This is a genomic window from Fibrobacter succinogenes subsp. succinogenes S85 (assembly GCF_000146505.1).
Taxonomy (GTDB): Bacteria; Fibrobacterota; Fibrobacteria; order Fibrobacterales; family Fibrobacteraceae; genus Fibrobacter; species Fibrobacter succinogenes.
Map to the genome: position 1 here is coordinate 2,980,773 of NC_017448.1, position 22,748 is coordinate 3,003,520.

At 45.4% G+C, this 22,748-nt stretch carries 21 protein-coding genes and 1 tRNA gene; 5 read left to right on the forward strand and 17 right to left on the reverse strand.

All coding sequences use genetic code 11. The annotated features are described in order from the left end of the window. Position 1 precedes the first annotated feature (1 nt). From FSU_RS12235 to FSU_RS12265, 7 genes are read right to left on the reverse strand one after another with little or no spacing between them, the layout of a single operon-like run. Positions 2-1,072, reverse strand: coding sequence for a glycosyltransferase family 2 protein (locus FSU_RS12235; protein ID WP_014546702.1), 1,071 nt, complete (start codon positions 1,070-1,072; stop codon positions 2-4). Positions 1,073-1,074: 2 nt separating this feature from the next. After that, entirely contained in the window at positions 1,075-1,992 is a 918-nt protein-coding gene (locus FSU_RS12240) for a nucleotidyl transferase AbiEii/AbiGii toxin family protein (protein ID WP_014546703.1), read from the reverse strand. 1 nt (position 1,993) lies between these two features. Then, positions 1,994-2,749: a type IV toxin-antitoxin system AbiEi family antitoxin domain-containing protein gene (locus FSU_RS12245; RefSeq protein WP_015732187.1), complete on the reverse strand. Its 756-nt coding sequence runs from the start codon at positions 2,747-2,749 to the stop codon at positions 1,994-1,996. A 44-nt stretch (positions 2,750-2,793) separates the two neighbouring features. Next, complete coding sequence (locus FSU_RS12250) at positions 2,794-3,693, reverse strand: polysaccharide pyruvyl transferase family protein (protein WP_244263635.1); 900 nt, start codon at positions 3,691-3,693, stop codon at positions 2,794-2,796. Positions 3,694-3,749: 56 nt separating this feature from the next. Then, positions 3,750-4,859 carry a radical SAM protein gene (locus tag FSU_RS12255; RefSeq protein WP_014546706.1) on the reverse strand — a complete coding sequence of 370 codons (1,110 nt, stop codon included), beginning with the start codon at positions 4,857-4,859 and terminating at the stop codon, positions 3,750-3,752. A gap of 3 nt (positions 4,860-4,862) precedes the next feature. Further along, the gene (locus FSU_RS12260; RefSeq protein ID WP_014546707.1) at positions 4,863-5,630 is read right to left on the reverse strand and encodes a hypothetical protein; all 768 of its coding nucleotides are present in this window, start codon (positions 5,628-5,630) and stop codon (positions 4,863-4,865) included. Continuing rightward, entirely contained in the window at positions 5,627-7,156 is a 1,530-nt protein-coding gene (locus FSU_RS12265) for an oligosaccharide flippase family protein (RefSeq protein WP_014546708.1), read from the reverse strand. Before FSU_RS12265 ends, FSU_RS12260 begins: the two co-directional genes overlap by 4 nt. A 151-nt stretch (positions 7,157-7,307) precedes the next feature. On the opposite strand from FSU_RS12265, the gene FSU_RS12270 reads away from it, so the two are divergent. The 3 genes from FSU_RS12270 to FSU_RS16135 are packed head-to-tail and all read left to right on the forward strand — an operon-like array spanning position 7,308 to position 8,375. Further along, complete coding sequence (locus FSU_RS12270) at positions 7,308-7,574, forward strand: DUF3791 domain-containing protein (RefSeq protein WP_208854517.1); 267 nt, start codon at positions 7,308-7,310, stop codon at positions 7,572-7,574. After that, entirely contained in the window at positions 7,567-8,130 is a 564-nt protein-coding gene (locus tag FSU_RS12275; protein ID WP_014546709.1) for a DUF3990 domain-containing protein, read from the forward strand. The genes FSU_RS12270 and FSU_RS12275 overlap by 8 nt, the downstream gene beginning before the upstream one ends. Continuing rightward, a complete protein-coding gene (locus FSU_RS16135) occupies positions 8,121-8,375 on the forward strand; it encodes a hypothetical protein (protein ID WP_014546710.1) in 255 nt (84 codons plus the stop codon). Before FSU_RS12275 ends, FSU_RS16135 begins: the two co-directional genes overlap by 10 nt. Here FSU_RS16135 and FSU_RS12280 read toward each other — a convergent pair. The 5 genes from FSU_RS12280 to FSU_RS12300 form a co-directional block, all read right to left on the reverse strand. Beyond that, entirely contained in the window at positions 8,332-9,252 is a 921-nt protein-coding gene (locus tag FSU_RS12280; protein ID WP_014546711.1) for a glycosyltransferase family 2 protein, read from the reverse strand. The genes FSU_RS16135 and FSU_RS12280 overlap by 44 nt on opposite strands. Further along, entirely contained in the window at positions 9,253-10,476 is a 1,224-nt protein-coding gene (locus FSU_RS12285) for a Gfo/Idh/MocA family protein (RefSeq protein WP_014546712.1), read from the reverse strand. A gap of 6 nt (positions 10,477-10,482) precedes the next feature. Further along, positions 10,483-11,706 carry an ATP-grasp domain-containing protein gene (locus FSU_RS12290; protein ID WP_014546713.1) on the reverse strand — a complete coding sequence of 408 codons (1,224 nt, stop codon included), beginning with the start codon at positions 11,704-11,706 and terminating at the stop codon, positions 10,483-10,485. A 6-nt stretch (positions 11,707-11,712) separates the two neighbouring features. Further along, the gene (gene rffA, locus FSU_RS12295; RefSeq protein ID WP_014546714.1) at positions 11,713-12,858 is read right to left on the reverse strand and encodes a dTDP-4-amino-4,6-dideoxygalactose transaminase; all 1,146 of its coding nucleotides are present in this window, start codon (positions 12,856-12,858) and stop codon (positions 11,713-11,715) included. A 118-nt stretch (positions 12,859-12,976) separates the two neighbouring features. Then, complete coding sequence (locus FSU_RS12300) at positions 12,977-14,452, reverse strand: ATP-binding protein (RefSeq protein ID WP_014546715.1); 1,476 nt, start codon at positions 14,450-14,452, stop codon at positions 12,977-12,979. 170 nt (positions 14,453-14,622) lie between these two features. On the opposite strand from FSU_RS12300, the gene FSU_RS12305 reads away from it, so the two are divergent. Continuing rightward, a complete protein-coding gene (locus tag FSU_RS12305) occupies positions 14,623-15,621 on the forward strand; it encodes a HigA family addiction module antitoxin (RefSeq protein ID WP_014546716.1) in 999 nt (332 codons plus the stop codon). Here the strand turns inward: FSU_RS12305 and FSU_RS12310 are convergent. From FSU_RS12310 to FSU_RS16140, 4 genes are all read right to left on the reverse strand, one after another. Next, positions 15,618-17,654: a glycoside hydrolase family 3 N-terminal domain-containing protein gene (locus tag FSU_RS12310; protein WP_014546717.1), complete on the reverse strand. Its 2,037-nt coding sequence runs from the start codon at positions 17,652-17,654 to the stop codon at positions 15,618-15,620. The genes FSU_RS12305 and FSU_RS12310 overlap by 4 nt on opposite strands. Positions 17,655-17,746: 92 nt before the next feature. Continuing rightward, positions 17,747-18,241: a type II secretion system protein gene (locus tag FSU_RS12315; protein ID WP_014546718.1), complete on the reverse strand. Its 495-nt coding sequence runs from the start codon at positions 18,239-18,241 to the stop codon at positions 17,747-17,749. 99 nt (positions 18,242-18,340) lie between these two features. Further along, positions 18,341-18,414, reverse strand: a tRNA-Ile gene (locus tag FSU_RS12320). Further along, positions 18,405-19,838: a glycogen synthase gene (locus tag FSU_RS16140; protein ID WP_014546719.1), complete on the reverse strand. Its 1,434-nt coding sequence runs from the start codon at positions 19,836-19,838 to the stop codon at positions 18,405-18,407. The genes FSU_RS12320 and FSU_RS16140 overlap by 10 nt, the downstream gene beginning before the upstream one ends. 158 nt (positions 19,839-19,996) lie before the next feature. Here FSU_RS16140 and FSU_RS12335 point away from each other — a divergent pair, with 158 nt between their 5' ends. After that, a complete protein-coding gene (locus FSU_RS12335) occupies positions 19,997-21,052 on the forward strand; it encodes a hypothetical protein (protein WP_014546720.1) in 1,056 nt (351 codons plus the stop codon). A 476-nt stretch (positions 21,053-21,528) separates the two neighbouring features. Here the strand turns inward: FSU_RS12335 and FSU_RS12340 are convergent, their stop codons facing one another. Then, the gene (locus FSU_RS12340) at positions 21,529-22,659 is read right to left on the reverse strand and encodes a hypothetical protein (RefSeq protein ID WP_015732190.1); all 1,131 of its coding nucleotides are present in this window, start codon (positions 22,657-22,659) and stop codon (positions 21,529-21,531) included. Positions 22,660-22,748: the final 89 nt, after the last annotated feature.

Here is a 22,748-nt window from a genome sequence, read left to right on the forward strand (position 1 = left end):
TTTATTTTCGAAAAAGTAATTTTTTTCGAAGTTGTGTGTCGGGTAATTTTAAAGCCTTCCAAATAAAAGCAATTAGACTGCCTTTTTCTCCGAGAATAACATTTCTCGCTATTTTTTCTGTGCTAAATTTACATAGAATGCTGTAAAACTTAATGCATATGTTTAAATGGTTGACAAAAAATTTTACGCTTTTTGTTTTAATATGTTTTTTGAAAACTAAAATATCTTGTTTATGAATGCCTTTATTTACTTTATTTTTTGATTCAATGATATAGAGGTATATTGCGTTTCTTGTATATTGATCAATAAATAAATTTGCAATGTCGATTCTCGCTTGGTCTAAAAAAAATGAAATCCGTTCTCTTAAATATTCGAATTGGATGTAGTTATCTCGAATTGGATTTTTTGCGAGATTGTTGACGATGCTCCCCTCTCTTGTTCGGTAATAATATGTTATTTCGTTTGTGAGAATAACTTTTGATGCTGAAAAAAAATATTTGTAAGTTGTATAATGGTCTTCGCAAATAGCGCCCTTAGGGAATAACCATTTTTTTGCAATGTCTTTTTTTATTAATTTATTCCATGCGACGACAACTTGTGTGAATAGAGGATGGCCAGGTTGATGGCATTTTAATAAATTGAATAAAGACATCTCTATGATTTGTTTAGATGTCGTTTGATTTTGGTAATTTCCGGATTCTGTTGCTGTTATGTAATCTCCAATAACGATATCTGGTTTTTGGGTCTGTACAATTTTGTAAAAAGACTCAATGGAATTGGTGGCAATCCAATCATCGCTATCCACAAAAGAAACGTATTCGCCTTTGCATATATCCAACCCGGCGTTTCTTGCATCCGATAACCCGCCATTTTCCTTGTGAATTACCACAATGCGCTTATCTTTAGCTGCGTATTCATCGCAAATTTGCGGACAACCGTCAGGCGAACCATCATCAACCAGGATGATTTCTAAATTGGTATAGGTCTGGTTAACGATGCTGTCTAAGCAACGTCGAAGGTATGGTTCAACGTTGTATATGGGGACTATGATGGAAACTAGAGGCTGGAACATTGCTAATCCTGTTGGCTTAAATATAACTCAAGTTTCTCTTGTTGCTGCTTAAATTTTTGCTTGTTTGATTTTCGTAGACGTTCTAAATTCTGGACTTTCCATTGAATTGCGGGTAATGCTTGTACGTTGGGAATTGGAAAATTGGAGAAATCTTCATTTAGCGCGAGAAAATCTAGAAATAGCTTTTTATATGGAACGAGATGTTCTTTGAGGTCTTTTTTCAATCGCAACAAAAAGTCCTGTAATTCAGAATAGTTGACCTGCTCGTCTGTCATGCCTGTGAATTCATTTTCAAATATGTCCTGATGGTCCTGAATTTCGCAATCTAGAAGCTCATGAATGGGTCGATTATGACCGAGTAGGTAAATGATGAAAATTTGAATTAATTTGTCGTTGATTCCGTGCTGAGCTTCATAGAATTTTTTTATATCAAATAGGTCTCGCGGGTGTTGTCTATCCAATGCTGCGCAGAATTTTCCTGCATAAAGTTCCTCGAATGTTAGAATTCTCATTTTAGCGAATCCAAAGGAGTTTTGTACTTTCTGCGATACGGCTAATTCTGTTGGTGTGCAAAGTGTTCCACGAATTGTGTAGTTTGGTTCGATTTTTATAGTAGCTTCGTTGTTGGAACAGATAATCTTCTTTTCGTTTGCCTGACCTGTAATCGATGCTTGTAAGCCTTTTTTCTGAAGATTGCCTTGAATGCGTAGAAGGGCATTGTTTATGTTTTCAATTGCTGTTGTTCTTTTGTCGAGTGGTAAATACACCAAATCAAGATCAACGGAAAGTCTAGGCAAGTCCTGGTAAAACAGATTTATGGCGGAACCACCTTTTAGCGCAAAACAGGTCTCGTTTGCTACAATTGGAAGTGCGTTAACCAATAATGAAACTTGTTTTGTGTATTTTTCAGCGAAACTCATATTAACCTAATTTAGGAATAACCAAATTGTATTTAGGGTAAAGTACACCTTCTTTGCCTATTTTGCGGATTCCGGAGCCGAGATCTATGTTGCTTTTGTCTAGAACGTTAGACCATTGCAAACCTGCGGTTTCTGCAAAACAGAGTAGAAGTCGTTTGACCTTTATAGAACTACATTTTTCCAGAAGTTCTTGCAATAGGGCTGTCTTTACGGAAATTATGGTTTCCGTTATGGCGAATGCTTCGGAAACAGTTATTTTTTTAGGGACGAGGTATAGAAGTTCTAACAGCGCTCGTTCCATTGACGGCACTTGTAATTTGAAATTTTCTCCTTTTTTCGTTTCCAAACCGATATCGGCAGGAAGGAAATCGGAATAGTTGATATCGGTGTTGTCCCCATAAACTTTCGTAAACCATGTAGGAACTTTCTTGCCGAGCGGGGTGAACAATTGAGTCCTATTTTCTGACTTTACATAATGCAGTTTGCCGTAATACAGGCTCAGTGCAGATGCTGCTCCTATATGGATGGTTGGTATTAGCTCTGCTTGAAGAGCGAATAGTGCTCCCATTATATCGGCGACTTCGTTTAGGCGGGTGTATGCCCCTGGCGCAATTCGGTTAAGCCAGCCTGATTTGACGTATTCTGCGGCAAGCATGCGGCTAATCCCCATGGTAGCAAGCTGTCGTGAGGTTACTACCGTGTTTGCCGGTATCTGCTTCAATAGTTGTTTTATTTTTTTACTGTTTTGTATGTTCACAATATACAAAATACATTATTTTTAAAGCAAAGGTCCAAATTTTTTTAGATAATGTTTACATTTTCTAAATCTGTTAGCCATGTATCGTAAAAGCTAAAGTTCTTGCCGTAGGAATTGTCCATAAGATATACTTTTTTACCCATCATGGCCGATGCTATAGCTATATGTAGGCGGGTGGAGTAAATGGTGTCGTATTGGTTGATAAATTTAATGCAGTCTTTAATGTATTGTGGTCGATAAAAATGGGCTCGAATCAGGTCGATAAGACGATTGACGGACTTGATGCCTTTTATGTTTGCAAAAAAGTTTAGCCATCCGACAATGTAGTCGGCGTGGGCATATTTGGGGGCTTTGTGCTCGATTGTCGGCCAATCGTGAACTTCGGCGTTTTGTGGAATAAAACTTGGCCAAATGTCGTTCTTAAGTTCTTTATCGACTCTTTTGGCGTATAAAGATCGTTCTGTCTTGGCAGTGTTGATTTTCCCAAATTTATCAAAGTCAATGAAAAACGCCATGTCGGGGACGAGAAGCACTTTGTTCTTGGGAAAATGTTCTTGCATAAATTTGAACGAAACCTTGTCGCGGGCGCACATTGTCACATTTGTGTGGTTTGCGAAAAAGAATTCGTCGGCCTTAATGTTTTCTTGGTGCTCGTACCAGACTGTTTGCGGGAAAATGATGACTTTGTTGCTAGGGTATAGCTCAATGATTTTTTTGCGGAATGAGTGGGGGCCATTCCAGAGATCTCCGAAGTTTCCTCCGCCTTGCAAGAGAAATAATGTGTGCTGTGGAATCTTATGGTTGTAAAAGGTAGTGCTGCCTGCACTATACAAACATTTGTATTTTAACTGTTTTAGGAATATTCTCGTTCCTTCCCAAATGAGAGTATCGCCAATGTTTTCGTAATAAGGCAATTCAAGGTATGCGTAATCGGAATCAATCAACGTCAGTAGTTGATTGTTTATGATGCTTCGAAGTAGTTGGATTTTATCGGAATGTGTCATTTGTGCCGAATTTTATTAAGTGTTGAGAATCCTTTTTGCAGAGCTTTGTTTGCTGATTCACGGATGCTCATTTCTGCATTGACTAATATTTTTTTCAATGCGCTATATTCTTCATTGTTCTCGTAAAGCTTTTGGGAGAGGAATTCCTTCATTTGTGGTTGAAGCCACTCTGTTCCATTATTGCATACTCGATTGCGTAAATCAGCGTATGTTGGAGCTTTTAAATCAGGTATGGTTCCGAGAGCAATCCAAGCATGGCCATTGAAACAATGGGGCTGTTGGCAATGACAACCTAAAGGTTTAAATTTTATAGGTTTTTCTACATCTTCCATGATGTTTTGGGAATATAGTCCATTGTAGCATTGGCCTAATATCCCGTTACCCATATCAAGACTTAACGTCCAATCACCGGCATGACAAAATTCCTTGCGTGGTTCGCCGAAAATGGAAAATTTGTAATCGAAAAGACTAGAGTTAAAAACACGCCATGTTTTTTTGTATTCTTCTCGGTTCATTTGTGTTAGAATATTCAATTTAGACATGTCGTGTTCATCACGTGCAACGGTGACGTGGCATACAGCTCCGACTTCCTTGATTGCCAAATCCTGCATTTCTTGGATGTAGGGAATGAGCTCATCGGAAGGTGTTGCTTCTAACGTGAATGAGGCTCCTGCATCGCGAACTTTGCGAATGTTATTGAAAAATTTATCAAACCAATTGCGTTCTTTTAATTGCAAGTAATGGTATGAAAATTTGAAAAAAAGTCTATTTAGCAGTTCTTTCGGAAATTTGGAAAATTCATCAAAAGCTTTGTCTATGGTTGCGTTGGTTACAACCATCACATAATGTCCTTCTTCAAGGACTGCTTTGATATAGCTAGGCATTTCTGGCGGTAATAATGTTTCTCCTCCTCCACAAAAATTTAGAAGGCATGTGCCACCAAGTCGTTCTTTAGAAAGGGCTTTACGAAATGTTTCTACGTCGTACTTGAATTTAGGAAGCTTGTTTGCGAATAATCTATGATGCGTGATGTAGCAATAGTGACACCTTAACGTGCAGGCTTCAACTGGAACATAAATGTCGATAAACCTTTTCAATTTGTCCATTTGTCACTCCATAATAAAAGTGCATCCGTAAAATGCAAGGTAGTAAACAAGTATGCGGAACATTGCTGCGTTCCAAAAATTAAGAGCCCATTCGTGCGTAAATATGACTAAAACATTGTCTTGTATATGGGACCATACTTTTAATAACGGGAAAAGATGGTGTTCTGTTCTAAAATCAGTTTTTTCAAAGGTCATAGATGCGTACGATATCGCTTGCTTTTGTAGTAAGGAATCGTTTACTGATGGCGGTAGGGAGTAGCTGATTCGGTTGTCATCTGCGGAAAGTAATTTGGTTACCCCTTTACTTTTTAGAAAACTGATATCATCAAAAGAACTGTGAAAATAATGCAGTCTTAATGTTTTTGCTATTAGGGATGGTGGGATATTGTTTTCAAAATAGAGATAACCGTTTTGAAAGTTTGAAGAATTGTCGTTTTTAGATTCAGGATTGTCGCTGTGATAGCCGATTTTGATCCAATTTGATTGGTTTAGCTCTTTTATGTACTTTGTTGGAATTTCTGATATGGCCCAATTTTCTGCGTTTGGAAATGTATATAGTGTGAATTTTGCTTCGGTAATGTCGTGGATTGATTTAAGATAGTGAAATGTCGGTTGGTCGTATATGGAACCGTATTTTTCGTTTTTCAAGTCAATAAATGATGTATAGAAATCATCAATGGATAGATGTACCTCTTTCCCGTTTAGAAATGAAAATGGGAATGCAAAAAATAAAAAGAATAGAATTATTGGTATGATATATCTTTTTTTCATTTTTTCAGCTTTTGCCGGAGTATAAGATATATCGCTCCGCGTTCTTCTTTAGAGAAGATGAAAAATAAATTGATTGATAATGCTACGATGGATATGATGATGAATGATGATATAAATGAAAACCATGTGTCAATTGGCAGAATATTTTTAACTCCGTAACTAGTCAGGGTGACAATCAGCATGCCCAAACAACCTTTACCCATGACGGGGAAGAATGTGTACCATTTTTGATTAAGACATGTGGCCCCATAAATAGTGGTGAAAAACATATTGCGTAATCCTCCCTGAATAGCCCCTGTAATGGCAATCGTCCAAACTCCTAGGTCTGTTGTTGCTAGGAGAATGAAGATTGCTAGGGTGTTCAAAATACCAGCGATTAATAGGACTATGGATGGAATTTTAAGTTTATTCGTTGCTGGGAAAACTCCAAATATCGGATTGACGCTCCCGCCAATAATCATTGGTAAAATTGTTACCACGGTAAGCCAGTAAAGAAAATTTGCATCTTCTCCAGGAACCCAAAGTGTATAGAATTCTTTGCTGTAAACTAATAAAAATCCTATCGGTATTCCGATTAGCAATCCGACAATTTTCATTGATTTTTTGATTTCATATACAAGTTCTGACGTTTTATCTTGTGCTAATAGAATGTTGAATTGAGGAAAAAACGTTCCAGAAAGCATTGCCAATGCACTATAGATAAAAAGTGGTGCGGTCTTGGCTATGGAATAGCTTCCCATGACAGAAACGCCGATGAAAATATTAGTGATTAGTAAATCAACTTGCTGCAATAAAATGCTGCTTAATTGGTTTACGGAATTCCATATGCCTGAGAAAAAGACTTCTTTTAGATGAATTAAGGAAAAATGTTTTTGTGGGGCGAAGGTTAGTTCTGGTAATAATTTTTTCTTGAAAGAAAGATTAAAAAATAAAAACAGGATAGCTGAAAAGAATGCTCCGATGCTTAAATAGACGATAGATGGTTTTAGGAAGTAAAACAGGGCAAGGATGACTGCAACTCTTGCGCATTCAGCAATGACACTTCTTGATGCGGTCATATCAACTCTATTTTTTACGAAAGTTCCGATGCCTAGAATTCCTGTAAGAAGTCCGATGATTAACGATGCTGAACCAAATCCAAATAAATAGCGAACTTCGGTGATGAGATTTGTTGGTACAGTTATGAATGCGTCTGTATAAATGATGAAAATGATTGCGGTGATTGTGAATATTACCGATAACAGTGTGTTTGCTACCCAGACTGAGTTAAAATATTTATTGGCCCCATCGATGTCCTGCTTGTATATTCGCATCGTGATAAAACGACCTGCCATGGAGCCGATTGCGGTTGTCAGTATGGACGAATAACCTATGATGCTGTTGATGAGGGGGATAAACCCGTAAGCTTCTTTTCCGACAGTTCTAATGAGGTAGGGAGTTAGTAAAAATGAAATGATAAAATTCACCCCAAACGAGGTGATGTTGAAAAGAAGATTCTTGAGGGTTTGTGAAGAAGATGATGACATTAGGGATGATTATTTTGGCGAATCGCGGTCATAATATGGTTGTAATATAGATTAAAAGTCCTATGATGCAGCCTATATATGTGGAATATGGTCAAATTTTGGCTTTTTGCGGTTAAACCCCTCGAAATCGAGGGGTTTGGTTTATTGAAAAGTGAAAAAATCCGGTTTAGGTTTGTTTTTATATATTTTATTAACGATGGACGAAAAATCGCAAATCATCTATATGCAGACTAGGCTTACGCGTCTTGCGGCGGAAAGGTGGAAAATGTCGATTCCGCAGGTTGCAACCCTTTTTGAAGAAAAGGGGGTGTATCATTATATCGCGAAGATGTGGGATTTGTTCCATGTAGAGGGTGATTTAGCTGTACTTGACGATGTAAAGCAGTATCTTGACGCGAAGGGGGCTATCTGTGGTTGATATCTTGAAAGATGGAGACATCCTTTACCATGGTAGCTTTTGCGAAGTACAAACTCCTGATTTACAGATGTGCGCTCGTTATAAGGATTTTGGTCAAGGCTTTTACCTGACAACTGACAAGAAACAGGCCGAATCCTTTGCTAAAATTTCTACGCAGAAGGCTATAGAAAATGGCGTTGTCGCAAGTCAAAGATTTGGCGTTGTCTCTGCATTTCGGTATAATGTAGGCGTCAATCTTAATATCAAAATTTATGAGACTGCTGATTCATCTTGGCTTCATTGTGTAGTCGCTCATCGGAAGAAAAATGTTTTCGCTGATGTGCTGGGAGATTGCTCTAAATATGATGTTATTGGGGGCAAAATTGCAAATGATGCAACCAATAGTACGATTGTGACTTATATGGCGAATGCGTTTGGCGAGATTGGCTCTGCCTCTGCAGATGATATTTGCATTCGGTTGTTACTTCCAGAGCGATTAAAGAATCAGTATTGCTTCAAGTCTAATGCCGCATTGAACCAACTGTCGTTTATGGGGAGTGAACGTGTATGGATGTAATGACTGATCGCATTAATGCAGCCATTGACTTGCTTACTACGATGGTTGTTGAAAGCATAGCAAAAGAGGATGGTTGTGATGCATCCGATGTTTTGCCTGGCTTTTTACGCTCGCATACGGGACAAATGCTCTATAATGAAAGTAGCAAGCTTTGGTGGGATGGCCCCGCATTTATAGAGGAACTATACCGTCAGGAACTATCTAAAACGTCCGTTCGCGCACAACGTATTGCGGTGACTGGTTGATGCTGATGTAGATGCGGCCGATGTATTCGCCGATGAGCCCTAGCAAAAGCATGATCATGCCGCCGGTAAAGAGTATGGTGGCGAGCATGCTGGTGTAGCCAACGGGGACTTCGGGGAACATGAGTTTTTTGTAAATGACAAAGAGGCCTGCTCCGAAGCCAACGAGGGCGCAGAGAATGCCGATGAAGGTGGCGGCGCGGAGGGGCTTCACTGAGAATGCGGTAAATCCGTTAATCCAGAGTCGAATGAGGCCTGTGAGGGTGTAGCCGGATTCGCCTTCTATGCGGTGGCGGTGTTCGACTTCTACGTTGCCGAGGCTCTTGGTGGCGCGGAAAACGAGGCCACTGATGTAGGCGAAGGGGTGGGGGTAGCGCACGATTTCATCGGCGATGAACTTGCGCATGATAAAGAAACTCGTTGTGTGGAGTGTCTTGGGTTGGCCGATGATGGCTTCTGCCATTTTCTTGTTGACCCAGCTGCCAAAGCGGCGGAACAGGTGTTGCGCGGAGTGCCTGTAATAGCCGTAAACGACGTCGTAGCCTTCTTCGATTTTGTCGACGAGCTTGAAACTTTCGCTGGCGGGCGTTTGTCCGTCGTCATCGAGGCTAATGATGTAATCGCCTGTAGCTTGTCCGTAACCAGCCATCAGTGCGCTGTGCTGACCGAAATTTTTGGCGAGGCAGATTCCCTTGATGTGCGTGTCTTCGGCGGCGAGTTTCTTGATGACTTGCCATACGTTGTCTGGGCTGCAGTCGTTGACGAGTACGATTTCGTATTCGGTGCTTGGGCGCGTGGCGATTGTTTCGCGGATTTCTTGGATGACAGCCGAAATTGTGTTTTCGCTACGGTAACAGGGAATTACAAAAGAGAGTTTCATCTAGAACCTTTGCTGAACGGATTCCCACTTGTTGCTTTGGGCGGACTTGGCGGCGGCTTGCATCATGGCAAGGCCTTCGAGCGATGTGCGGATGCCGCATACGTACTGGCTTTTGAAACTGCCTGTGGCAAAATACTGGTTGAGGCAATCGGCGATGTCTTTATAGTAGTTCGCGAATGCTTCAATGAATCCGGCGGGGTGGCCTGCCTTGAAGCGGTTGTAACGCTGCTGGTTGGCTATCTTGACGTCACCGGTGCGGTCGCGGAGGCTAACGTTGCCGCGCAGGTCGCACGTCTTGAGCGTTTCGGGTTCTAGCTGGAACCATTCGGCGCTGCCTTCGCTGCCGTAAACGCGGATGCGCAGCCCATTGCGGTTGCCGAGTGCAGTCTTGCTGAACCAGATTTGTGCGCGGACGTTGTTCGTGTATTGCACGAGTGCGCCCACGTTATCAACGATTTGCGGGAAGAGTCCGAAGGTTGTCTGGTCGGCGACGATGTGTTCCGGGCGTTCGCCGGTCAAAAAGTAAATCATGTTGTGCAGGTGGCTGCCAAGGTCAAGCGAAATCTTCGGAATCACGGTGTCCTTGAGTCGCCAGCTTTGCGGCTTGGGCGGTTCGCCGCCTGCGCCTAGGCGCATAAAGCCTTCTTGCGGCATTTCGACTTGCACTTGCTGGATTTTTCCGAGCTTGCCATCGGCGATGAACTGCTTGAGTTCGCGGATCATCGGGTAACCGGTGTAGTTGTATGTGGTGCAGAAAAATCCTTTTGTCTCGGCAACAACTTTTGCAATGGCTTCGCCTTCGGCTACGCTTGTGGCGAGCGACTTTTCGCAAATGACGGGGAAGCCTGCTTTGAGTGCGTCGATGACTATGTCTTTGTGGTAGTCTGTCGGTGCGAGCACTACGATGGCGTCGAGTTTGCCTTTTTCTGCTTGCAATAAATCTTGATATTTCGCGTACGTGCGTTCTTCGGAAACACCCCAGGTGCGGGCGGTTTCGCGGTTTGTTTCTTCGTGTGTGCTGAATGCGCCGGCCACGAGTTCAAAATGGCCGTCCATCTGGCTTGCCGCCTTATGGACTTCGCCGATGGCTGAATTGATTCCGCCTCCGATAAACGCAATTTGGTAAGGTTCTTTTTTCATCGTTTTTGAATATAGTAAAGGATTAGACGAAAGACGAGAGACGAAAGACGAGAGAATGCTCCCTGAGCTTGCCGAAGGGTGCATCTTAAATTACTCGGTGATTATTTTCACGAGGTCGACCATTCTTGCGGTTTTGTCTTGCATTTCGGCGAGGGTGTTGAACTTGAAAAATACGATGCCTGCTTTGTATAAAAGCTTATCTGAAATAGATTCGCCCGGCTTGTACCACAGAAATTTTTCAACGATGTTCTTTTGAATTTCTGGAGCAAAGGTGACATCGCGGACAATTCCTTCTCGATCCGCCATAATGCAGTGCCTGAGCCAGAATCCTTGCGTGGGAATATCGGCGATACCTGAAATATCCATTCCTGTTTCTGCCATCACGATGAATTTTGGGTAGTCGATTCCGGTGGCGTATTTGACGAATTTGATGTACAGATCTCCTGGCGGTCGGCGACATATCTCAATGATGACTGGCGTGCCGTCAGCACGCTCGATGTACTGGATATGCAAAATGCCATCGACGAGGTGTAATTCGCGGGCGATGCGTTCGCTGTAGTCACGGAGCTTGGCGAGGCCTGCTGCACTTGTGGTGCTTGGCGTGTTTGCTCCCGAGACCATGTACTTGTTGAGGTAATACTGTTCGTTGTCGGCAAAGGCGAATGCGACTTTGCCATTCACGAGCATGGCGGAGAATCCATGGTTTGTGCCTTGTACGAATTCTTCGACTACAATGTGGTCTTGCCGGGTGCGGCTGCAGGCATCTTTGTAGGCCGCGCGAGCTTCTTCGATGTTGGCGGCTCGGTGGATGCCTTTGCCACCAGTCAAATCAACGGGTTTGACGATGATAGGGAAGGTGAGCTGCGCTATCGCTGCGTCAAAATCCGCTTCGGTTTCCCCCGCGAAATCCGTGCTGGCAACTTTAATTGTAATTGCCCGCGGTGTCGGAATGCCGAGTTTGGTGGCTAGTGCGCGGTACTTGTCCTTATGGTGTAGCTCAAGGCTTGTCGCGTAGGAATCGTGCCCTGGCAATCCCAATTTTTCGCAAACGTAAACTGTTGAAAGCAAAGCGAAATCGTTGCATCCGGAACAAACGGATTGCACGCCTTCATTGCTGGCTAGTTTTAGCATGGCGTCCTTGTCGCTAAAGTCTGCAAAAACGGTCTTGTCGGCGTAAGGGTGACCAAGTCCATCGCGGTTGTTGCCCGTGGTAATCACGTACCAGCCGAGTTCATGTGCCGCTTGAATGAGCGGAATTTCAGCATGGCTGCCGCCTAATAGCAAGAGTTTCTTTTGAGGATTGCTTTGCTCCATTTCTTTTTACTTCCCGAAAAATTCCTTTACTTTATCACACACGAATTCCTGATCGTCTGGCTTTAATCCGTAGAACATGGGGAGTCGTAACAGACGGTCGCTTTCGTGGGTGGTGTAACGGTCTTCGCCATTGAAACGCCCGAAACGTTTACCGGCGGGGGCGTTGTGGAGCGGCACGTAGTGGAATACTGCGAGAATTCCATTTTTGACGAGATGCGCAATGAGGGCTGTTCGTGTTTTGAGATCGGCGACTTTCAGGTAGAACATGTGCGCGTTGTGGCAACATTCTGCCGGAATGTACGGGAGCTGTAGCTCGCCTGCATCGGCGAGCGGCTGTAAACGTTCTCGGTAGGCCTTCCAGCTTGCCATGCGATTGTCGAAAATTTTTTGAGCGTTTTCGAGTTCTGCGTAGAGGTAGGCTGCGTTGAGTTCGCTCGGCAAGTAGCTCGAGCCGAGTTCAACCCATGTGTACTTATCGACTTCACCGCGGTGGAATTGCACACGGTTCGTTCCTTTTTCGCGGATGATTTCGGCGTGGTCGGAATACTTTTTGTCGGCGATGAGAATGGCTCCGCCTTCGCCCATGCTGTAGTTCTTTGTCTCGTGAAAACTATAGCAACCGAAATCCCCGAGTGAACCAAGCGAACGACCTTTGTAGGTGGCCATCATGCCTTGCGCGGCGTCTTCGATGACGAATAAATTGTGCTTTTTGGCGATGGCGTTGATTGTATCCATTTCGCAGCCGACGCCTGCATAATGCACAGGGACGATGGCGCGAGTCTTTTCTGTGATGGCGTCTTCAATCAGTTTTTCGTCAATATTCATGGTGTCGGGGCGGATGTCCACAAACACGCATTTTGCACCGCGCATGGCAAAAGCATCGGCGGTCGAGACGAACGTGAACGACGGCATGATGACTTCGTCGCCGGGCTGGATGTTGCACAAAAGTGCGGACATCTCAAGAGCGTGGGTGCAACTTGTGGTGAGCAATGCGCGGGCGACACCCGTTTTTTGTTCCAGCCAGGCGTGGCATTTTTGGTTGAATTGCCCATCACCGCAGATACGGCCGCTTTCAACGGCCTTCCGTACATAATCAATTTCAGGCCCCACGAAGGGAGGCTGGTTAAAAGGAATTCTCATTGCTCTACACATCCCTAATTGTTTACAAAGCGTAATATATAATTTCTTTGGGAGTGTTGTGCAATTTCTTTGAGGTTTATTACAATACCAATATGGTTTTTATAGGAAGCTTTGATTTTAGATGTAGTACTCATTTTACCTCCCAATGGCCGCCTTTGTCGGGGCCTACACGTTTAATGATTCCTTTTTGTTCCATTTTTTTCATATTCTTATTTACATGAATGCGGCTGATTCCTACGATAGTTGCAATTTCGTCTTGAGACACTGACGGATCTTGCTTAATTATCAATAAAATTTTTCTTTGGTTTTCTGTAACCTTTTCTGTAACCTTTTCTGTAACCATTGGTGAGTTTTCGGATTCGTTTCTGGAAATTTCTTGTGTCTCTTTTCTCCAGATGATGGTTTTAAAGTCGTCGTCATCTTGGAATAGAGGCTTTTTTAAACCGTATTGTAGGCATTGCTTTACAATGTCTCCTGTCCCGGTTCCCGTCTTTTCTATGTATCCACAACGTTGCATGGCTTCTGCGATAAGAGGATTATGAGGAAGAGATTTGTGAGGCTTGTAGAGCTTATCTATTGTTAGTCCATGTGGTAATTGTCCTGGATTCCAAATTTCTAGACGATTTCTGAAAAGCATTACTTGAACGCTTGCTTTACTTGTGTAGTCGCGGTGACAGACTGCGTTGACAATGGCTTCTTTTACGGCCTCCATAGGAAGTTCTGGATGTGTGGGGACTGCTGCGGTTAGGCCTTGTGCTCTTGTTCCTATCCAATTGTCAACGCGGCTCAGTACAAAACTCGTTGCTTGGTCAATCAGTTGAAAGACATCGCCTTTGTAGATTTGTAATGAAGGAATTGGTTTTTCAACTTTGTTTCCATAAAATTGGGCGCATTTTACTTCTGAGGTGATAAAGAATTTTTGAGGTTTTTTGCCGAAAAGGAGAATGGATGCGTTGGCTAATTTGCCTTTTTCATCAATCATATCTAAATGTCGTAAGAAGTTCTCAACGGGGGTGTCGGAACTTAGTTTAAAATTACGTCTTTGTTTTGAAAGCTGGATGAAATTTCGAACTTTCTCTTCGTCAATATCGTCTATGGTAGCCTCGTTATTTTTGGCTTGATCAAAAGGACCTGTTCGAATGAGTTCTTTCTCTTCCATGTAAAGAACAAGGGCTTTATATACAGCATTTTTCAATTCATCATAGTCGGTAAATGAACGCCTCACGTTGTTCTTTTCAACTTTTTGAATGAATTTTATCTCTTTGGGGTGTCTTTGTGAATTGTCTTTTTTGATGAATATAAGGCATGTTTTATGTAGCTTGTTTGCAAGATTGTATTCCTTTTCTGTGGGGGATATGCTGTTTTTCGATGCCGTGCCATATTCGTTACCCAAAAGTCCTAGATATATATCGCTTTTCTCGACTTCTTTAAGATAAATGTCATAGGTTTTGCTGTTGCTTGCTGGATGATTTTCAAAGATGAATGGCTTGAAAAATAACGACAATATTGGGTCGTTCGTTAAGTATGAGAATAGCTGTTTGCGTTCTTCGGCAAATTCCCTTTGTACGCTTGAAATAAATATTTGAAATTTCATAAATCCTTCCATTTTTACTCCTTTAATTTTTCGAAAATTTTAACGCCCTTAAATTTATACTCCTCGCAATTTCACTGTCAAGGGGGCGGACTTTTGTTGGTGTGTTTATTGAAATGATGCACCTCTTGCTTCTATTAAAATTTTGAATTATATTATAGGTGCATTAAAATTATGAGGATTAAATGCAGGTTTATAGATGTGATGAATTAGCTGTAGTGACGCCACCTGGGCGGCATCTTGCTGAAAAAATTGAAGAAATGGGCCTTGATGCCAATGATTTGGCTGCACGCATGGGCTACACGCCCAAGGCGGTGAATGACATTTTACAGGGAAATTGCCGAATCACGCCCGAATCGGCCATTTCTCTTGAAATGGTTACGGAAATACCTGCTGGGTTTTGGCTGCGTAGTCAGATGGCTTACGACGAATTTTTGTCGCGTGAGAAAATTAAGGCTTCGCTTATGGATCAGTCCCTTTGGAAAAAGTCTTTCCCCGTGGAACTTGATGTCCGCGAATGGGTTCGACAAAAAAAGGATGAAAGCAAATCTTTGATGCCTCTGTTGAAGTTCTTTGCGGTGGCATCTCCGCAGGCATGGGATGGTTATTACAAAAAGGCGCAACTGAAGGTGGCGTTCCGTATTTCGCTTGCGGAGGTAAAGGACCCGTATGCGACTTCGGCATGGATTCGCCGAGGCGAGATTCTGTCGGATCAGGATCCGATGGAAAAGCTGGGGCAGCCTGCGGTTCGTAAAAAGCTTAAGGCGGCGCTTCCTGAAATTATTGCGTTTGCGGCTGCAAACAAGAAGTTGCCGAAGCGCGAAAAGCGTATCACCTACTGGACGCCTGAGGCGGAAGTGGTTGACGACTGCATGACTGGCTTGCAAGAGTTATGCCGCAAAATAGGTATTCGCGTGCTTTTTGTACAGAATTTCAAGAGCTCGCCGATTCACGGCATGTACCGTTGGTACAAGGATGTCCCGCTAATCCAATTGCACGACCGCTTTAAAAAGCGTGAAACGATGTGGTTTACATTCTTCCATGAACTTGCGCATGTGCTTTACCATGGCAAGAAGGGAATCTGTTTACAGAACATCGAAATCACGCACAACTATCCCGAAAAAGAGGACGAGGCCAACTGCTTTGCGCAGAAGTGCATGCTGGAGGCGGGTTTCGACGCTTAGTATGTCAACCCGAATCCGTACGGGTAGAGTCCCTTTTTCCCATCGCCAACGTTGATCGGGATTTGCTTGGCGTCTTTGGGCCAAGTGTGCGGGAGTTTGCCCGTGGGCTTGACTTTGCCAAAGAGTACATCCGCAACGCCAGCTCCTTCGCTTCCGGGGAGCCATGCGACGACGAATGCGTCGGCTACGTTGATGAGCGAGGTGATGGGGAGCGGGCGGCCGGTGATGAGCACGACGGCCACTTTATGGCCTGCTTTTTGCCATTCTTTAATTTGTGCGATGTCGTTGTCGGTGCTGTTGAACGACATGTCGGTTCTGGCTTTCTTGGTGATGATTTTGTTGTTGAAATCGTCGCCGCGGTAGTCGCCGAACCACTCGGCGTACGGAACTTCGCCGATAACATAGACGATTGTCTTTGCTTCTTCGGCGGTGGCGACGCGTGCGCCATTTGCGACTTCGTCAAAGCCTGCCTGGATAGATGTTGCGCCGGGGACGTTTTCCATGGTGCCTTGCCAGCCTTGTGTCCATGCGCCGCATTGTAAGCCGGTGTTGTTGGCGTGGCTGCCGGTGACAAAAATCTTGTCTGTAGTCTTGAGCGGGAGTACTTTCTTGTTTTTCAAAATGACGAGGCTCTTTTGCACAGCTTCGCGGGCGAGTTGGCGGTGCTCTGCACTGCCGATGTTCTTTGTGACGCCAACGTAAGCGGCTGGGCCGCTTGGATTGTCAATCCTGCCCGCGCGGATTTTCGCACGTAAGATTCTGCGGCAAGCGTCCTTGACGCGTTCTTCGCTAATCGCACCCGATGCAACGAGCTCCTTCATGCTGCGGACAAATGCTTCTGCTGATTGCGGAACCATTGCCATGTCGAGGCCTGCGTTGATGGCGTTCTTGATGGCGTCCTTCGAAGAAATTCCGGTGACGAGTCCGGGCGAGTAATCGCCTGCGGCGCCTGGCGTTGTAGAGCTTTCGATGCCTTCCCAGTCGGCGATGACGTAACCGTCAAATGCAAGTTCGGTCTTGAGAATGCCCGTGATTTTTGCGGAGTCCACGTGCTGGTGGATGCCGTTCACCTGGTTAAAACTTGCCATGACGCTGAGGGCGCCTTGTTCAACGCCTGCTTCGTAAGGCGGTAAATACTTTTGGCGGAGGACTTTGTCTGTCATCGTGGCGTTCCCGCGGTCGTAACCGTTATCTGTGGCACCGTCGCCAATGAAGTGCTTGAGCGTGGTGATGACGCGCCATTCGGCATCATTGTTGTCTCCCTGCTGGCCGCGTACAAATGCGGCTCCGAGGTCAACGGCGAGTTCCGTTGTTTCGCCAAATCCTTCGTACACACGGCCCCAGCGTTCATCTTGCGGAACAGTGATGGCGGGGGCGAAGTTCAAGTCAATATGCGCGGCCCACATTTCTTCGGCGACGGCCTGTCCGATTTTACGAACGAGTGCGGAATCTCGCGTGGCGCCGAGCCCGATGTTATGCGGGAAGATTGTTGCGTTATTCACGTCGGCGACGCCGTGGACGTTGTCCTTGCCGTAGATGACAGGTATTTTTTGTTTCCAGGCGTTGGTATAAAAGTCTGCCGTATATGCACCGCCGCCTTCGAGTGCGGATCCGCAGATGCTGTTGCCGCATTTTACGGCCGGAGCTTTGGCTTGCGTCATTTGTGCAATCATGTCGTCAAGTGTCATTTTTGCCATGATGCTGTCGATGCGGTTTTCAATCGGGTCGCGCTTTAGCGTGATGTTGCCGTAGTTCTTTTTGCCGGGAATGACGCTGAGTGTTTCGGGTAAAAATCCCGCTTTGCGTACGACGATGCTTTGGCCTTTCTTGGCATTATTCAAGCTGAATGCACCCTTGTCGTTTGTGAGTGTTCGCGCGTTGGCGATGAGCTTCGGAAGAGTTCTAACGGTGACAGCCGCGTTGTGGATGGGAGCGCCGGATTCATCAACGATAGAACCGCTAATTCCAGCCTGTGCTGCGGAGATAGCGGCGAGAGTTGCAAATGCAAAAATGCCGATTTTTGAAAGATTCATAATTTACCCTTTCTACAGAATAAATCTACATTCAAAAAAGCGGGCGTGAAAACACGAGCCCGCTTTTTACTGTGTACGTCTGGAAACAATTTTTATTCTTTTCCGCCGGGTGTTGTGATGGGCGTAGTCGTGTTGCTCAGTCGTTTAAAATTCGGAGTCAATGCGTCACTGCATTTGGTGACGTCGGTGTTGGAGGCCCAGAAAAAGACGTGTTGGGAGCCACCTTCGAGCGAGTAGTTGATGAACCATTTGTTGCCAGTCGTGCAGTCGTTCAGGTTCACGGTAGATTCTGCGGCCCAGTTGTAAATGCCTTCCGTGGCGTCGTAAAGGAAATTTGTGGAGCCCGCAATTCCTCGGCTGTTACCTGCGGGAGACTTGTAACCGATGTCGTGCCAACTGCCCCCCTTGCCGTGTTCTGAAACGTATGTCTCTAGTAACTTGGTGTAGGTGCCTGCGGCAAGGCTGATTTCGGAAGCTTTGGCTTTGTCGAAAAGACCGAAAAGTTTCGGTACGGCGATGGCTGCAAGGACGCCCATGATGACGACTGCGACCATTAATTCGATAAGGGAAAACCCTTTTTTCTCCATATTGCTCCCTTGGACTTGTTTTTATAAAAATAAGTTATTTACCGATGAAAAGGATTGGAAAAGAAAAAAAAGCACTACCTTGTTAGGTAATGCTTTTCGTGGGGCCTCCCGGACTTGAACCGGGAACCAACGGGTTATGAGTCCGTGGCTCTAACCGATTGAGCTAAAGCCCCAGTTCACCCAAAATTAGTAAATATTTTGAAATTGTCTTCGCCCATTCGTAGTGGAATCCGCTGTACGCATTCACGACACATTTGTCCCAATCGGCGACTTCCGTGTTGTACACAGTGATCGCGTCCTTGATACGGCGCAGCATCTGGTGCGGGGCGTTGGCATCGTCGACGAGGAACGCATTTGCTTCGCCTGCGGTCTCGAGCGTGTAGTCGGTGAGCATGCTGGCGATGCCTACGTTACGGCCCGTGAGTGGGAGCGTGCCTGCGGCCATGGCCTTGAGGATAATCGAGGCGGACGGCTCTTGCAGGTTGGCTGCAAACAAAAGGTCTGATGCGGCGAGTGTATCGCGCAATTTTTCTCTGTTGTTCGCTTCTTCGGAATCGAACTGGAGGATGCGGATGAAGTTGCCGTACTGGTGAGAAACTTCCTGGTAGTAGTTCCACTCGGGGTGTTCCGGCGGGATGCCCACGATGATGAGGGCGTTTTCCTTCGCGATATCCGAAAGGATTGTGGCGAGCGTTTCGGAGGCGTTGCCCGAATCCATGTCCATGTGGCTGTAGATAATCAGCTTGTTCGTGAGATCCATGCCGAACTGGCGGCCGAGGCTCGCCTTTGCGGTGCGTTTCGCTTCCTTGATGGGGCGCTTTGCTTCGTCGTTGAAGTCCCAGAACTTGTAGTTCACGCCGAACTGGATGCCGAGGAGCTTTTCGCTGTTGCGGTTCAAAAATCCGCTGAGGCCGCCGGGGAGGTTCGTGTTGAGCATGGCGTCGCGATAGCCCGAAGACGGGAACAGTACCTTGTTTGCATACAGGATGCCCGCCTTGAGGAGGCTGACCTTGCCCCAGAACTCGTAGCCGTCCATGTTGAAGTCCTTGCGTGGGAGGCCAATCTTTTCAATTTCGCTCGGCTGCACGTGGAAGTCGTAGGTGATGTTATGGACGTTGAAGAAGAACGGGATGTTGTGGAATGTTTCCTGGTAGACCGTGTGGCAAAGAGCGCCGACGAGTGCTCCGCCCCATTCGTGTCCGAGAATTGCCTGGAACTTGAAGTCGCTTTGGGCGCAGTACGTGAGTACGGCGGATGCGAACATGGCGAATCTCAGGTGGTTGTCGCTGTAAGGCAGCGAGTGCGGTGGCCCGTAAACGTAGGGTCTGCCGAAATATTCCTCGTTGTATATATAAGTGTGGAGTGGATCGTCGTCAGAACGCCAGACCTCAAACGGCTTGTCCTGTAGCGCTTCGACGCCCTTGAAAACGCAATGATACTTGTCGGGGTCTACAATATGGTCTTTGTAGAACGGCGAACAGGTAATAACCTGGGACCCGGCATTGGCAAATGCCTGTGTCATGCAGTTTACTGCAGTTGCAAGGGGGCTCGGTACCTTCCAGTTCCCCGCTTCTGGAGTTACGACGAGTATATTCATTGTTTTTTTATACACTCCAAATAAAAATTTACCTATAAAAATAGGTATGTATAAATTTATTTATTTAAATTTCAACTGAAAGGGTGAATTTTATTTTTTAACCTGATAAAGAGTCCTTTTCAATATTTTTTACCAAAACTTCATCTGAAGGATACAAAATGAAGAAGATTTTCATTGCTGCTTTGGCTACTGCCGTCGCCTTGACGATGACTGGCTGTAAGGGTACTAACGAAAAGCGCGGCGACGAACACCTTAAGGAAGGCCGTTTCCGCAATGCTATCAACTCTTATCTTGAGGCGAAGAAGAAGGGCAAAATGTCCGATGAATTCTTTGACAACTTCACCCTCGCTCTCGTGCGTGCCGGTGATATGGAATCCAAGAAGGACTTGAGCAGCGATCTCATCAACAACTATTTTGAAAAGGCTGCTTCGAACATCGGTAAGGTTAAGGAAGACGCCACTGTTGAAGAATACGTCAAGACGCTCGGCGATATAGGTAAGCGCCAGGCCGCCCAGGAAGGCGTTGACTACGCAACGATCATCAATGCTTTTGCAAAGATCGACTCTGCTGAATCTGTCGCAAAGACCCGCCACATTGCAGAATCTGCCATCAAGAGCATCCGTGAAGAAACTGAAAAGCTCTATGTCGCTCGCAACTTGCAGGAAGCTTTGGGCGAAGACGATCCGGTCGTGAAGGAATACTTGCTCCTCCGCATGGCTGAAATGGCTCCGACCAACCAGGAAATCCAGACTGCCTTGAACAAGAGCCGTAAGGTCACTCGCGGTTACTTCCTCATCTTCGGTGAAAACGTTCCGGACTTGAGCGGCAAGCAGCGCGTGGACAAGTGGGGCTACGTGATGGCTCTCCCGACGATCAAGCCGGCTAAGAATGGTTTCTCTTGTGAACTCCAGTTCTGGGCTTCTACGGGTAACAACACTGAACTCGACCCGTCCCAGATCAAGCTCGTTTCTACCGATGGCAAGGAAGTCTATGCCAAGGGCAACACGGGCTGGTGCGAAGCCGAAGTTCTCGTAGGCAAGAAGGGTGATGAAAAGATTGAAAAGAAGCAGAAGAAGTTCAAGGGCAAGGGCAAGTTGATGAACGAATTCCAGTGCTCTGTGAACGTAAGCTTCTCTTACCCGAAGGGCTTTGTTCCGGACTACATCGAATACAAGGATAACTTCGGCATTGGCCGTAAGTACCTCGGTCACTAATTCGTAACGGATTTTAAAGACTGTTTAAGGCTCGCCGCGGATGCGCGGCGGGTCTTTTTTTTGAGCCGTAGAATACGGCTTTATATAAACTAAAATGTGATTTTTCGCTGTTTTACGTGAAAAGCGGAATAAAATGAGTGATTTTCACGTAATTTTGAATATAAATTAAGCTAAATTGGGCTGCATTTGAACATTTTAATCCCGAAAAGAGGGCGAAAAGCCGTTTCGCAGCTTTTTTTTATGGCAAAAGTTGGCTTAAATGCTTAAAGTTGTCGTTCTTTACGTGAAAAAGTGTAAAAAGGTTGATTGTTTCACGTAAAAAATGGCATTTTTGAAAAATTTGGCGTTTTACAGACGTGTTATGTTGTTTGTTCCCTGGTCGCAAGGCTTCTTTGGATGAACAAAAAGTCCCCGACGGGGTGTCGGGGATCTAATAATAATCGTCTAATGGCTATTGACTAATAACTAACCACTGATTAGAAATCGGCGTGTGCGCTCATGCCGAGGGCGAACTTAGACTTGCCGACAACCGGGTTCTGGTCCTTGCTGAAGTTGTAGCCGAACCAGAAGACGAGATTCGTATTGAGTGTCGGGTAGACGTAGAAGTTCATGCCGAGGAATTCAAATTCATCCTTGCTTACTTCGGCGTCCGGATCGTGGTATTCAAAGCTCAAGCCGAGAGAGAACTTCTTTGTGATGTTGAAGCTCGGTTCAACGGCGAAGAGCATCTGGTCTTCGGTGAACATCTGGTCGGCGGCCTTGTAGCCTTCGTCCTTGTTGACGATGGCGTAGAAGTAGTTGAGGCCCAAGTTGAAGATGCCGTAGTTGAGGCTCGGTTCAACTAGGAAGGAGTGGACGGATTCGCCCTTGTACGGGTGGATGCCGTAAACAGCGTAGATGCTGTAGTTGAGGATTTCGAGGCTCTTGGAGTAGTCGAGTTCTGTACCGAAGAAGTAGGTGTAGCCGCGGCCAACTTCAGAACCGAAGACCCAGTCCACGCTCGGGGTGATGGTCAAGTGTTCGTCCGGACGGTTCAAAAGCTTGAGGGCGTAGGTGCCGAACACAGCGATTGCGGCCTTGCTGTCATCGGTAGCGCCGATGTAGAACTTACCGTCGCCAAACTTGTTGTTGCCGACTTCGACACCGAAACCGCGGACGCTCTGGTCGCGGGAGATGACGGCGTAACGGCTCGGATCGCGCCAGAAGTAATAATTAAATGTACCTGCGTTGTAGGTCAAGTCACCGAATACGAAGCTTACGTCCTGGAACGGCTTCCAGCGGAGTTCCACGCCATCGAAGTTGAATGCGGTGTAGCGGTCGTTGTCGCTTGTGATGGCGGTCGAACGGGCGAGGCCATGACGGATTTCAGAAGCCTGGTCGGAGTTCGTGATATTGCTCTTGGTGTTCGTGAACACGGTCACGGAAACGTTTTCGTCGAGATTTGCCGTCACGGACAAGTCAATGTCCTGGTTTGCGGCGTTGGTGGGGTCGAATTTCTTATCGAAGTAGCTCGCATAGTCAAAGTCGACGTTACCGTGGATTTCGATGTCGGCGGCTAGGGCAAAACCGGTAGCGGCCAGGGCAATCGGCAAAATGAGTTTACGCATACAATCCTTCCAAAAAAGATTTATTTGATTTTTACGTGCAAAAGATAGAAATATCTTTGTAGAGAGACCAATGTTTTGTTAGTTGTACC